Consider the following 13,450-nt stretch of genomic DNA (forward strand, 5'->3'; position numbering starts at 1 on the left):
TGGTCACGGTGTTCTTGTCGGTGGTTTCAGACGGCATTTTCTACCTCTCGCAGGCCGTGGTACCAGCGCAGGATGCGGCGCTCGGTGAATTGGAAGATGAAGGACATGGCAACTCCGATCAGTCCCAGGATCACGATGCCGGACCACATTTCGGGGATGGCGAAGGAACGCTGGAACTGAACGATGGTGAAGCCCAGCCCGGAGGAGGAGGCGAACATTTCGGAGATGACCATCAGGATCAGTCCGATGGACAGGCACTGGCGAACTCCCGCCATGATTTGTGGGCTTGCGCTGGGCAGCACGAGGTGGCGGATCCGGGCGCGCCCGGTGATGCCGTAGGTGTGTGCGGAATCGGACAATACGCCGTCGATGGCCCTTACGCCTTCGATGGTGTTCAGCAGCACCGGCCAGATGCAGCCGGAGATGATGACCACCACTTTCATGGAGTCCGTGATGCCCATGAGCAGCATGAGCACGGGCACCAGGACCGGCGGCGGGATGGCCCGGAAGAACTCCAGGACCGGTTCCGTCAGGTCCCGAAGCCACTTCACAGAGCCGATCAGCAACCCCGCCACGATGCCGATGATGATGGCGGCGGTTACGCCCACGATCAGGCGGCCGATGCTGGGCAGCACATCGGAGAGGATCCTGTCTCCGAACCAGGTCTCTGCAAAGGTGGCCAGCAGAGTGGCTGGGGTGGGGACGAAGAAGTTCGCCTCCCCGGCGGTGGCCACTGCCCAAAACAGGACGAGGATTGCGGGCAGGCCTATGGCGTAGCCGATACCTTTCAAGGTTTTCATACAATCACTTCCGCGCGAACCGAGGAGTGCCAGGACAGGGTCTTGCGCTCCACAAAGCGCATGACGAGGTTGATCAGCACCCCGATGAGGCCGGTGGCCAGCACCAGGGCGTACATGCCGGCGATGGCTCCGCCGGACTGGGCCAGTGCAATTTCGCGGCCCAGCCCTGGGGAACCGATTACCAGTTCGGCAGTGATCGCCAGAATCAACGCGACCGACGCTGCCAGACGGACACCGGTCATCAGGTAGGGCAGCGTCGTTGGGAAGACCACATGGCGGATCCTTGCAAGCTGGCCCAGCCCGTAGCTCTTGGCTGTATTCATGGCGACGTTATCCACATCGGCGACTCCGTAGAGAACCTGGATGAAGACCTGCCAGAACGAGGCGTAGATGATGAGCATCAGTGATGACTCCATCTTGACGCCGAACAGCAGAACAGCCAGGGGGATCAGCGCCACCGAAGGGATGGGCCGGAGAAACTCCACTGTGGAGTTGGTGAATTTACGCAGAAAAGCAGAGGAACCGATGATGAAGCCCAACAACGCCGCGGCAAGAACCGCAATGACCAGGCCGATGAGCCACGCGAGCATCGTTTCAGCAACGGCCAGCCAGAACGCGGCCAAGCCAAAGTCACGGACCAAGGCCAAGACCACCTCCGACGCCGGCGGCAGGAACCGGGCATCCACGATGCCGACCGTGGGAATCACCTCCCAGACCAGCAGAAACCCTATGATCCCGGCGATGCCCAGCAACTCCTTGGTCGGCCGTCGTCGGGCCGTCTTTGTGTTGTCCATTCTTCTTCCTGAAGGATCGAGTGCAGGAACTGACATGAGGTTTGCCGGCTACTTGGCGATCAGTGCGTCGTAGTCCGGGTCCTTCTTCAGGACGTCATACTTCTTAGCGGCAGTGCCCAGCTTCGTGAGGGCGTCCATGTTGACATCCTTATACCACTTGGACATCACGATACTTTCGGCGAGTTCCGGTGTGACCTTGGCGTAGTCCTGGATGATGGTGCGAACTTTGTCCTCGTTCTTCATAGCGAAATCAAACGACTTCTCCAGGGCCCGGCGGAAGCGCTCCACGAGTTCGGGATTCTTTTCCAGGGTTTGCTTAGACGTGAAATAGAAGGCCGAATCAAATTTTTCGGCCATGTCCGTCATCGGGCTGGCAACAATTTTTCCGCCTGCTTGAAGGATCTGGGTGCGGAAGGGCTCGGTTGTCCACGCTGCATCCACATCTCCGCGTTCGAGGGCGGCCGGCATGTTCGGGTACGGCATCTCCACGAATTTCACGCCCGTGGGGTCCCCGCCTGCCTGTTCGATGGAGTTGCGGATGGTGATGTCGGCGAAGTTGTTCAGGGCATTGACTGCAACTGTCTTACCCACCAGGTCGGCCGCGTTCCCGATGCCGCTGTCCGGCATGGCTGCCACCTCTGTCGTGTCGCTCCCGGGCTCGTTTGTTGACGTGGAGCCGTTGGACACCACCGTTATGGGGAGACCTTTATCTTGGGCAACCAGCAGCGAGACGACGTTTGAGTATCCGAACTGGTAGTCCCCGGTCATCACTGCAGGGACGATGGCCGCGCCACCCTGCGCCAGCTGGACGTCAAGCTCCAGGCCCTCCTCTTTGAAGTAACCCTCCTGGACGCCCAGGTAAACGGGGGCGACGTCGGTGATCGGAATCAAACCAACACTTACCTTTTCCAGATTGCCACCTGCCTTGTCGCCTTGGGGCGTTGCGGCTGTTCCTGACGAGGACGGGCTACCCGTACCGCAACCGGTCAAGGCAAGCATTCCGGCAAGTACTGCCGACGCCGCTGTGACAACAGCCCGCCGGCTGGGAGCGGATACGGGAAGGGACTTTGCTGACATGGGGATTCTCCAGGAGGTTCCGGGCTCAGATGATTTCAAGCAATAAAATGTAACTGCCATCACATGAAACTACTCCGTGCTGATGGCAGGGGTCAATGGTTTTTACTCACTAAATTGCCGTAGAGTGAAATATGTGTTTCAGAGTCGCGCCGTCCCGCCCTACTGACTGAATGAGGAACCATGACAGTTCGCCCCACCCAGGACCCCACGACCCGGGCCGCGGACCGAGCGCTGGGGTTGTTGCGCGCCGTGTGCGAGGGCGATGGCGTAAAGCTCGTCGACGCCGCCAAGGCTGTAGACCTGTCCGCCAGCACAGCACTGCGACTGCTTCGCACCCTTGAAGCCAACGGTTTCGCGGCGAAAACGGAGGACGGCCTTTACCGCCCCGGATTTCGGATGGTCCAGCTCGGGGTCCAGGCACTGAGCCATGAATCCCTCGTAGCCACGAGCCGCTCTGCGTTGCAGGTCCTCGTCGAGCAGACAGGCGAATCCGCATACTTAAGCGTCCCGGTAGGTAACAACGTGCACGGGTTGTATCTCGCGATCGAGGAGGGCACGCACACGGTGCGCCATATCAACTGGGTTGGTCGGACCTTCCCACTGCAAGGAAGCGCAGCCGGTGCGGTATTACTGGGGCAAGTCGAACCCGGAGCGTTTACCGTCGTTGCCGACGGCGTGGAGCCGGACGTAACTGCCGTTGCAGCACCGGTCATGGTGGGCTCAAAAGTCGCTGCAGCCCTCAGTATTGTGGCGCCCAGCTATCGGACCACGGCGGAGGCAGCCCAGGAGCTGGGCGCCCTGATCGCCGGCGAGGCCACAAGGCTCTTTGCGACACCTGGAAGCGGGGCGGCCGTCCTGGCCTCCCCGCAAACTTCTTAGTCTGTAGGAATTTCCCGCGACAGATGCAGAGCAATTCCGGCTGATGGTAGACATTAGCGAATCGGAGTGGCTACCTTCGGCACAAGATGGGCAACAGGTCAGCGCAGGCCCGCCGGTTACGACAGTTCAATGGAGTCATCCACGGCTGCTGACCGAACAGCGACTCCCGGGCTGGACCGCCTGAACATGCAAAGGGGCGTGATCTGTCAAGAACACCTCCCCTTTTGCATACATGCTCGGAAGCAGACCCGGGAGTTGTTAGGCCCCGCGGACGAGGCTGTTGTTCTTGGTTTCGCGCATGAACGGAGACCTGGAAACGTTCCGCTGCCCGCCGCAGCGGCCAGCCGTCATCGACTACACATTTGGCGAGCTGGAGCCTGCCTTGTGGTGCAAGAAGAGCGTTAGGGTGGGACACGAAGACCTCCGTTTGTGGAACTGGACTCTAGACAAGCCCCACTCCATTCGGAGGTCTTTTTCATGTCACGCCACCACGCCGAACGTCACTAACGTCCGTGGTCAATACAACTAGGTGACTGCGATGCGCACTAACAGGAGCGCGGCTACGGTGATTTCGAAGACGGCGCGGCCGTCCTCGTGTGTGAAGGGTATCTCCGCCGGCGCTGAGTCTCCCGGCTGCGTGATGGTCACCCTCCGCGGCGTCTTCCCGCCGCAGGGGATGGCGACCGTGAAGCTGGCGCTCTGGGCATTGAACCCGCCGGTATCGAGGCCGTCGATGTTGGCGAAGAGCACGTCGAGCCGGTGCTCTGTGCGCTGTCGCAGGTCGATGACCACCGCGGGCGGCGCATTGGTGACGATGGTGCGTCCGTTCGCCTTCAGGATCTCCGCCAGTGCGGTGGTCACTGCGGCATCGTCGGTCTGGTAGTACTTTTGGCCCACCTGTTCGGTTACGAGGACCACGGCACCGTGGCCATGCGACGTGCGTGCCCAGTTGGCTCCGGCGCTAATGCCAAACGCCTGCAGCAGCGCCGGCTGCGATCGCAGCGCGCCGTTCTCATCGAAGACGCCGGCATCGGTGGCGCCGGTGACCAGCAGCGTGCCGCCGGCCTTGACGTAGCTCTTCAGGCTGGCGATTTCCCCGTCCGACAGCGCCGCCGGCCGTGGCGCCGCCACCACCGGGTAGGGTGCGAGCCGCTCCGGTGACAGGTGCGGGGTGGTGACGACGTCGTAGGGTGCGTGGGCGTGGATGAGGGCCTTGCAGATGCCGCGGTACTCGCCGAGGTAGGGCAGGGTCTTGGCGGAGTCCTTCCGCCTGGTCGCCCACCAGTCCTCATCGGCCGGGTTGGTGCTGGTGTAGAGCCCCGTGCCGGCGTTCCGGTCGACAAAATCGCGGCTCACACTGGAGAAGATCACCGCCACCGGGTTGGCGCTGTCGCCGGCCCAGATGTCGCTGTTTTCCTTGAGCCAGCCGTACATCTTGCGACGCCAGGCGTCACCCACCGTGCGGCTCAGGAGCGGGATCTGGCTCTCGTACGGTCGCTGGCCACCGGCGATGGCGATGGCCATGACCCGTTCGGCGTCGTCGGTCTGCTTGCCGTAGGTGATCGCCCAGCTCGGGTTCTTGCCCGCGCAGCCGCGGCCGTGGCGCATCATGATCGCCATCGAGATCCAATCGTCGGCGGGCGCCTGGCGCATGCCGGTCGCATCGCTGGCGCAGTCCACTTCCCAGGCGCGCAGTACGTCGCCATCGTCGCGGCTGGCGCCGTCGTGGCCCTGCGAGGTGGCGTTGCTGTGGTCCATGGTGCCCGTCTCGACGATGAGCAGAAAATCCGGCCGTACTGTGCGCGCGCCACTCAGTACCGCCTGCTCGAACTCGTGGATGACGCCGTGGCGCCACGCCACCCAGCGGCGGAACACCGGGTTGTTCCAATCCACGCTGGTGGGCTGGGCGAGTCCGGTCTCGGCGAGGAATTTAGCGGCGCAGGTCGCGTTGGTGCATGGCCACACGCCGACGATGTCCGAGAGCAGCGGGACGTCCCCCCACAAGCCGTCGAGCGCGGTCTGCGCAAGTCGCTTCACCCGGTTGATGAAGTAGTCGCGGTAGGCGGTGGTGGGGCAGAGCCAGGCGCTCTCGGTCCTCTTCGGCACCCAGAACACGCGGCCGCCGCCGACGAACACGTTTGCCTTGCCGTCGACGCCGCGTTGCACCCAGTCCGGGTGATCCTTCCCCATGGTGTGTCGCCTTTTCGGCGCCTTCTCGGTGAGCACCTCCAGCATCGGGTAATAGGCGACCGCCTTCATGCCGCGCTGGTGACATTTCTTCGCCACCGCGTCGATGAAGACCGCGTGCTCCTCGAAGCGCCTCTCGGTCAGGTAGAAGGAGAGGTCGGAATCGATCACCACCACGCTCACGTGCGCGGCCGCGAGTACATCGAGGCGTGCGTCGACGTCCGGATCGTCCACATAGGTCTCGAGTCCCGCGGCGCGCGCGTCGGAGATCCATCTCAGCTCCACCGGCGGCGGCTCTGCGAGCGGCGGAGTCCGCCCGGCGGCGTCTCCGTCCCCGGTACCGGGGTCTCGCCGCCGAGTGGGTTGCTTCCACACCCAGCGCCAACGGCGGCAAAGCTGAGCGTGACTGAAATGAAAGCTACGCCGGGTCACCTGCTTGATGCTCCTGATTGCATGTGCTGAGCTTAACGACGGAGTCAAGCATCACCAACGAGCATCGGCCCATCGCACACTCGCGAATCGGCGTCCATGCACATGCCCCGCTGCTGCGGTCGGAAGAACATTGAAATTCCGGACATCTTCCTGATTTACAACTGGATAGCTGGACTCGGAGCTAGGGCTCGTCATCCACTGCCACTCGACGGTTGCTGGCGGCAGCAGTCGCGACTTTGACGAATCTCCGGGGCGCAAGCAAGGCTGGCGGGTTGGCCACCGGTTGATTCGGTGCAACTGTGCGGAAGTTCAGAAGATCAAGTCGATTCCGTTCCACCCGCTGCCCATTTGAGCTCGGGGCAGCCACCCACCTGAGCCATTGCCCCGGTATAGCCACAGGTTGCCCTGAGTGTCCCGTCCCACCACGTCGGCGGTACGGTCGCCATTAAAATCTCCAGGGCTCATCACCGTGGTCAGTGAATTCCAGCCTTGTCCCACCCGGACGCGTTGCAGCCATCCGCCTGTGCCGTTTCCCGGATACAGCCATAGGTCTCCAGTCGCAGCTTCGCGTGCCAGGAGGTCCACCCGTCCGTCGCCGTTGAAGTCCCCGGGGCCGACGATGGAGTTGTAGGCATTCCAGCCAGTTCCCACTCGTACCCGCGGCAACCATCCGCCTGTCCCGTTCCCCCGGTACAGCCACAGGTGTCCGGTTGACCGCTCACGCGCAAGGACATCGACAAACTGGTCTCCGTTGAAATCTCCTGGTCCCACTATGGAATCGAACACGTTCCAGCCCTGGCCAACGCGCATCCGAGGCTGCCAACCGCCAACGCCGTTCCCTCGGTAAAGCCACATATATCCGGTAGCGGCTTCACGGGCCAGCACGTCGGCTTTTCCGTCACCGTTGAAGTCTCCCGGTGTCTCGAGGGCGTTCATCGCAGCCCAGCCGACCCCGATGCGTGCACCAGGCCATACCGTTGCGTTCCCTTTCCCCCGATACAGCAGGAGGTCTCCGGTCGCTGTCACCCGGGCCAGCAGGTCGTTGTTCCAGTCACCGTTGAAGTCGGCGGTGGACCGTGAGAGGGTCGAGGCCGGGATCGCCAGGGGCGTGAAGGCGTAGGGTTCGCACGTCAGATCGTAGTCCCGTGTGTCGTCGTACCACTGAGAGAGGTACACCCGGCCGCCGGAGAAGCTGGGCTGCCGGCACCGATCCAGCGCTTCGCCCGGATAGTCGAGCCTCCCGGCGGTGGCCCACACCGGCACCCCAGGCAACCGCCACGACCCCGTGATGTCAGCCCAACCAGCCGCATAGGAGTACAGCCCATAGGAGAACCCCGAGTCGCGGAGGCCACGCATCAACCCCTCGATGATGAGCCGGTTATCTCGCTGCTGAGCGGCGGTGCTCGTCAGCCAGGGTTGAGCCGGCCGCGGCTCAACGTCAATCCATACGACCGGCGGATGGAAACCGACCCTGCTCATGCTGGCGACGGCGAATTGTGCTTCGGCGTAGCCCACGTTGGACAATTGTCCGGCCCGAGTGGTGGTAGTCCATGGTCCCCGGGCACCGTAGGTACTCAACTGCGATGCGGTGGGGAACGCAGCCATTGCGTAGCCATGGGTCTTCTTGTTGTTGGTTCTGGTCCAGTTAACTTGGCTTGCCAGACAAGGATTCTCGGTGAAGGGCAAGCCCTTCGTCAGTCCAATAATGACGAATTGGGTGGAAACCGGTGGCAGAGGCAAGCCGAACCCGCCGACGGAGGGCGAACATTGAGGCCAGGACACATCGTGACCATAGAGCGGTGCGGCGTGAACCGGCGGTGCGGCGGTCACGAACCCACACAGGAGGGCAAGCGATGTTCCAACAGCTAGAACCATCCGGCGGAGCGAGCCAACCATCATGCCAACCACCTCATCCGAGGTGAACATTTTATCGCCGACCGCGGGTCTTGGTCGATTGCGGGCTCATCTAGGCCAAAGCACCGGGGGAGGGCGTACCCGCTACCAGGTGTCAGATTGGAATCTAGGACTGATCATCGGAAGGCTGCCGAAAACCCCTTCTGGACCCTATCCTGACGCTGTTTGAATGTCTGCCTGACGCCTAGCTGGGGTGTGCCCTACCTAGGCAATGCCGTGAAAGAGCGGCTGCCAGGAGCCCAGGGGTGAGCGAGTAAAGGGTTGCTGTAAGCGAGCCGTCCTCTGCCGCTCTGCCGGTCCCGGCACTGGCTTGTAGAACTGCTCAGGCTGACCAGCCCAGGGTGCCTGACGAAAGAAGGCTTGAAAGTCGAGCGAGGGAGGGGCCCGCGGCCTGTCACGAGCGGGTGTCGAGGTAGTGCAGAATCGCCCGGGCCGTTTCCCCTGGAGCGCTGACGTGGGGGCAGTGCCCGGTGGCCTGAAGCTGCACCAGGGTGCCGTGTTCCAGATTCTTGTACAGGTAGGCGCCCACTTCCGGCGGGGCAAGCCGATCCTCGGAGCACTGCAGAATCAGGCAGCTGGTGCGCAACTTTTTCAGTTCAGGGCGAGTATCGGAGAAAAAAGTTACCCCGGCGAAGTGCCGTGCGATGGTCGGATTTGTCCGGCAGAAGCTGGCACGCAGGTCCTCCGCTAATTCCGGCTCCTGCGGGTTGCCCATGACCATGGGCGCCAAGGCCGCGGCCCAGGCGAAATAGTTGCTGTCCAGAGATGCCAGCAGGCCCTCGATGTCTTCCCGCGAAAACCCGCCCACGTAGCCGTCGTACGGGTCATCCGTGTGACGGGGTGAAGGAGCAAGCAGGACCAGGTGGGAGAATCGGTTGGGGTCCTGCACTGCGGCGATCACGGCGATCATCGTGCTGACACTGTGGCCCACCAGGATGACGTCCTCAAGTTCAAGGGCCGCGCAAATCTCCAGCAGGTCCGACGCGTACCCCTTTAGGGAGCCGTACTTCTCCCAGTCATAGGCGCTGATGTCGGAGTGTCCCGCACCAACATGATCAAAAAGCACCAGCCGGTAATCATCAACGAAATAGGGCAGCAGCTTCCGCCACATAGCCTGATCGCAGCCAAAACCGTGGGCAAACATCATCACAGGCCCATCATCCCGGCCGAATATGGTGACATTGTTCCGGCCGATTACCGCAGCAACTGCTTCGATCACGTTCTCACTGACCCTCGCGTAGGGTGGCTTCCTGTCCCAGATACTATAGAGAATCCTAGGGATCCTCCCACTATGAACTTCAAGGTGACGTCGATTCAGCCCATTACATGCGACGCGGCTTACGCGACTCCTCCGACAGGGACCATGATCGCGATCAGAGCGTTGTCAGTCAGGGCATGGGCGAACCAAACCGGCTACAGCTATCCACGGAAGTGTCGGCGCGCGCTTCCAGCCGGACTCATCCGGAACATGAGTACATAACAGAGCACCACCGCCTGTCCTTGGCCTACGCGGGCGAGCCTGTGGCTTAGGGCGAGGTGTGTGGGACTGGGGACCACACTGCCCCACGCGCAATATAATGACGCCATAGAGGCCGACGATTTCGCAGTAGTCCTCGACTATGCGCTAAGAAAACTTCGACCCAGCACGTTGAAGGCCTAAGAAAGACATAGCCGGTCGATGGTTGTCCCAATACGGCTTGGACGACTTCCGTCAGGCTGTCCACGACGCACCGGTGGACTCCAAGGAATGACGTGTCCGGCCTTGGGACGCTGAGTGCGTGCGAGCTGTTCCCAGGGCTGACCCATATCGATAGGGTGATCACGAGCGGTGTCGATAAAGGATCGCTCAGTTTGGAACCAGGGGCCGATAAATCGGAGCCTGGAGTACGCCATTCGATTCTCGGGAGGAAGCATGACTATTCCAGAGCAGGATCCAAGCCAGCAGGAGGGCCCAGCAGACGGTGGCGCGGCCGGCATCCCCGGCGCCCAGGACGGCGGTGCCGATGGCGGCGCTGATGGTGGTGCTGACGGCGGCGCTGATGGTGGTGCTGATGGTGGTGCTGATGGTGGTGCTGATGGTGGTGCTGATGGTGGTGCTGATGGTGGTGCTGATGGTGGTGCTGATGGTGGTGCCGATGGTGGTGCCGATGGCGGCGCCGCACAACCAGGCAGCTAAGTTTGTGCACCACCAGCACTGACTTCCAGGACCCCGGCGCGGTGAAGGACGCCGGGGTTTTGGAAACACGCCTGATCGACATCGGCCATGAGAGGTTCGCCAGCGACGTCTGGGGGCGGACCGCGCTGCTCACCCGGGGTGTCAGCGACTTCTCCGATTTGTTCTCAGCCAACGCCGTCGACGAACTGATCTCGCGCCGCGGACTGCGGACACCTTTCCTGCGCGTCGCCAAGGGCGGCTCAACCCTTCCCGACTCCTCGTTCACCTCACCGGCAGGCGTTGGCGCCACCATCTCTGACCAGCTTGATGACACGAAGCTTTGGCGCAAATTCGCCGACGGAGCCACCCTGGTCCTGCAGGCTCTGCATCGCACGTGGGAGCCTGTGTCGAGGTTCAGCACTCAGCTGAGCACCGAGCTTGGGCATCCTGTGCAGGTCAATGCCTACGTCACCCCGCCCCAGAACCGTGGATTCGACGATCACTACGACGTCCACGATGTCTTTGTTCTGCAGATCGAGGGAACAAAGCGCTGGATCATCCACGAGCCGGTCCACGTGGACCCGCTGCGCAGCCAGCCCTGGACCGATCGTCGCTCCGCCGTCGCCGAGGCCGCTCAAGGCGAGGCTTACATCGACACGGTCCTCGGGCCCGGCGATGTCCTCTACCTGCCGCGTGGCTGGTTGCATGCCGCCGAAGCGCAGGGCAAGGTCTCGATCCATCTCACGCTGGGAGTCCACAGCTGGACCCGCCATGCGCTGGCCGAACACCTCGCGCAGGCCGCGCTTGCGGCACTGGACGACGATCCCGAGATGCGCCGTTCGTTGCCAATGGGCGTGGAGGGACCCGACGGCGAGATCGCCGCCGTCCGTGAACGTCTCGCCGCCGCCGTTCTTGAGGCTGATGCCGCTTCCCTTTTCCACCGTGCCCGGAGGGGACAGGGGCGCCCGGCCCCACTGGGTCCGGTGGCCCAGCTCGCGGCCGTCGAGGGCCTCGGCCCCGGGTCGCTAGTGCGGCTTCGGGATGCACTGGAGGCACGGCTGGAGGGTTCACGCCTGACTACCCGCGTGGGTTGGCTCGACTTCCCCGAGGCAAATCTGCCGTCCGTAAGGCGCCTGCTCGACGGCAAGGATCACCCCGCGGCAGATCTCGGCGTTGCCCTCGTCGAAAGGCTGTTACGCGCAGGAGTTCTCGTCCCCGTTGAACAGTGACTTCCCGGTGGCCCCAACAGAACGTTTCTTCTGCGCGGAAAGCGCTCGGATGCGCGGCGACTCGATGGCCGGCACGGCGTCACCCGGTGTGGTTTGGGTCCTCATCGAGTACCGTGGCGGGTGGCCTCCCAACGGCTTCGAGGGCCTTGACCTTGCGGCCGGGACCCAAGCCCTCGTCCTGTCCGCCGCGCGGACTGCGCGTGCACGGGTTCTCTTGGTGCGGCGGCCCGGCCCCCGCCGGCGCCACGGTCCCAGCCGTTGGGCCATACTGCGCCATCAAAGCTCCGGTGCCTATCAACAGCTATGGGGAACGTGGGACCGGGACGAGGACCTTGCAGAGATTGTCCCAGCCCTGGCATCGCCCGGAAAGCGCGGTTTACCGCCGGTCATCCTGATCTGCGCTCATGGTCAGCATGACCCCTGCTGCGCAGTGCGGGGACGGCCCGTTGGACGTGCACTCAGTGACCGTTGGCCAGAGCTGGTGTGGGAGTGCTCCCATGTTGGCGGTGACAGGTTCGCAGCTACCGCGGTGGTCGCTCCCGATGGCGTGTATTACGGCGGACTCGATGCCGAGTCCTCTGTCGCCACGATCGAGGATCACTTCGGCGGCCGTATCCGCGCAGAGTATCTGCGCGGATACACGGACCTCTTCCCACCACAACAAGCCGCCGTCGCGGCCGTGCTGGGTCATTTCGGCCCGGCCGGCCGGAATGACTACCAAGTCACTGAGACCGTGCGCGAGGGCGAGCACTGGCACATCCATATCACCGGCCGCCCGCCCCACCCGGCGCGCATCGAGGTGGAACTGCAGTCCCGCCGCTCACCGCCGCGTCAGCTGACCTGCCGGGGACCGGCGGCGGGTTCGGTCATAGTCTACGAACCCACTTCCGTCCGCAGAACCTGACACTTGCGGACCGTACATGCCCGCTGGATGTCCATCTAGCCACCCGGCAGCTGCCCTACATCCATTCCGCGCAGTACGCACAGGATGCAGCCCCTAACGCGTACGATCACGAGGCGCCAAGAAGGCTTTCCAGCATGAACGATTACCAAGGTGTTGCCCTGGGTTGCCCGCTGTTTCTGGCCGAACGCCCTTCAATGTTAACGCTGAATGTCCGGCGATAGCTGTCAGACACGCTTATAGGGGGGGACGCGCTCCAGGCCATGGACCTCGGCGGATTCAATGATCCGGCCATGACCTTGACCGTTTCGATCGGGTACTCGCCCACGCTGGTCTCACCGGAGAGCATTACGGCGTCCGCACCGTCGAGCAGGGCGTTGGCGCAGTCGGAAGCCTCTGCACGGGTGGGCCGCGGGTTGTCGATCATGGACTCCAGGATCTTGGCGATGACCGGCACGCGGCGGCCTTCCTCGTCCATGATCTCGTGCACGCGCTTGATGTCATTGGCGTCACGCACGAAGGCAGCGCCACCAGGTCAACTCCGCGGCGCATGGCCCAGCGGAGGTCGTCCTCGTCCTTTTCGCTCAACGCAGGGCCGTTGACGGCAACGCCGGAAGGTTGATGCCTTGTTGTTGGACACCATGCCGCCCACGGTCACCTGGGCAACCACCTTGCCGTCGTCCACGGCAGTGGCGCGCAGGGCCACCTTTCCGTCGTCGATCAGCAGGGCATCACCCACGTTGACGTCCTCGGTGAGGCTCTTCAGCGTGGTGGAACAGATGTCCCTTGTGCCGGGGACATCCTCGATGGTGAAGGTGTCACCAACGGCGAGGGCGTGTGGGCCGCCACCGAACCGACCCAGGCGAATCTTCGGACCCTGCAAGTCAGCCATGATGACCACCGGTTTGGTCAGCTCCGCCGCTGCCTTCCGGACGTTCTCGTAGGTGTTGTCATAAACCCTGTAATCGCCATGGCTCATGTTCATGCGGGCGACGTCAACGCCGGCCTCCCAGCACCGCGAGGGTGTTCTCCTAGCTGGCAATTGCTGGGCCGAACGTAGCCACAATTTTCGCGCGTCTCAT

10 protein-coding genes and 2 pseudogenes are annotated in these 13,450 nt (G+C 62.9%); 4 read left to right on the forward strand and 8 right to left on the reverse strand.

The genetic code is table 11. The annotated features are described in order from the left end of the window. Positions 1-26 precede the first annotated feature (26 nt). Genes J2808_RS18035 through J2808_RS18045 form a run of 3 tightly spaced genes read right to left on the reverse strand, consistent with a single transcriptional unit; the run spans position 27 to position 2,731 of the window. Positions 27-800 carry an ABC transporter permease gene (locus J2808_RS18035; RefSeq protein ID WP_309819401.1) on the reverse strand — a complete coding sequence of 258 codons (774 nt, stop codon included), beginning with the start codon at positions 798-800 and terminating at the stop codon, positions 27-29. Then, entirely contained in the window at positions 797-1,594 is a 798-nt protein-coding gene (locus J2808_RS18040; protein ID WP_309819403.1) for an ABC transporter permease, read from the reverse strand. The genes J2808_RS18035 and J2808_RS18040 overlap by 4 nt, the downstream gene beginning before the upstream one ends. Positions 1,595-1,642: 48 nt before the next feature. Further along, the gene (locus J2808_RS18045; RefSeq protein ID WP_309819405.1) at positions 1,643-2,731 is read right to left on the reverse strand and encodes an ABC transporter substrate-binding protein; all 1,089 of its coding nucleotides are present in this window, start codon (positions 2,729-2,731) and stop codon (positions 1,643-1,645) included. 120 nt (positions 2,732-2,851) lie between these two features. Here J2808_RS18045 and J2808_RS18050 point away from each other — a divergent pair, with 120 nt between their 5' ends. Beyond that, a complete protein-coding gene (locus J2808_RS18050) occupies positions 2,852-3,550 on the forward strand; it encodes an IclR family transcriptional regulator (RefSeq protein ID WP_309819407.1) in 699 nt (232 codons plus the stop codon). Positions 3,551-3,851: 301 nt separating this feature from the next. Here J2808_RS18050 and J2808_RS18055 read toward each other — a convergent pair. From J2808_RS18055 to J2808_RS18070, 4 genes and pseudogenes are all read right to left on the reverse strand, one after another. Then, positions 3,852-3,965, reverse strand: a pseudogene (locus J2808_RS18055) (IS481 family transposase); the annotation flags it as partial. Between the two features lie 110 nt (positions 3,966-4,075). Next, positions 4,076-6,022: an alpha-amylase family protein gene (locus J2808_RS18060; protein ID WP_309819408.1), complete on the reverse strand. Its 1,947-nt coding sequence runs from the start codon at positions 6,020-6,022 to the stop codon at positions 4,076-4,078. Positions 6,023-6,478: 456 nt separating this feature from the next. Continuing rightward, on the reverse strand, positions 6,479-7,774 hold the full coding sequence (locus tag J2808_RS18065) for an FG-GAP-like repeat-containing protein (RefSeq protein WP_309819410.1): 1,296 nt from the start codon (positions 7,772-7,774) through the stop codon (positions 6,479-6,481). Between the two features lie 703 nt (positions 7,775-8,477). Further along, the gene (locus J2808_RS18070) at positions 8,478-9,302 is read right to left on the reverse strand and encodes an alpha/beta fold hydrolase (RefSeq protein ID WP_309819411.1); all 825 of its coding nucleotides are present in this window, start codon (positions 9,300-9,302) and stop codon (positions 8,478-8,480) included. A gap of 784 nt (positions 9,303-10,086) precedes the next feature. Between J2808_RS18070 and J2808_RS18075 the strand changes: the two genes are divergently transcribed. The 3 genes from J2808_RS18075 (at position 10,087) to J2808_RS18085 (ending at position 12,371) form a co-directional block, all read left to right on the forward strand. Next, positions 10,087-10,281 (forward strand): hypothetical protein, encoded by a 195-nt coding sequence (locus J2808_RS18075; RefSeq protein WP_309819413.1) that lies wholly within the window; start codon positions 10,087-10,089, stop codon positions 10,279-10,281. A 19-nt stretch (positions 10,282-10,300) separates the two neighbouring features. Next, on the forward strand, positions 10,301-11,467 hold the full coding sequence (locus tag J2808_RS18080; RefSeq protein ID WP_309819744.1) for a cupin domain-containing protein: 1,167 nt from the start codon (positions 10,301-10,303) through the stop codon (positions 11,465-11,467). 64 nt (positions 11,468-11,531) lie between these two features. Then, positions 11,532-12,371, forward strand: a complete 840-nt coding sequence (locus J2808_RS18085; RefSeq protein ID WP_309819746.1) for a sucrase ferredoxin — start codon at positions 11,532-11,534, stop codon at positions 12,369-12,371. A 239-nt stretch (positions 12,372-12,610) separates the two neighbouring features. Here J2808_RS18085 and J2808_RS18090 read toward each other — a convergent pair. Continuing rightward, positions 12,611-13,384, reverse strand: a pseudogene (locus tag J2808_RS18090) (pyruvate kinase); the annotation flags it as partial. Positions 13,385-13,450 lie beyond the last annotated feature (66 nt).

This window comes from Pseudarthrobacter sulfonivorans (assembly GCF_031454915.1).
Lineage (GTDB): Bacteria > Actinomycetota > Actinomycetes > Actinomycetales > Micrococcaceae > Arthrobacter > Arthrobacter sulfonivorans_C.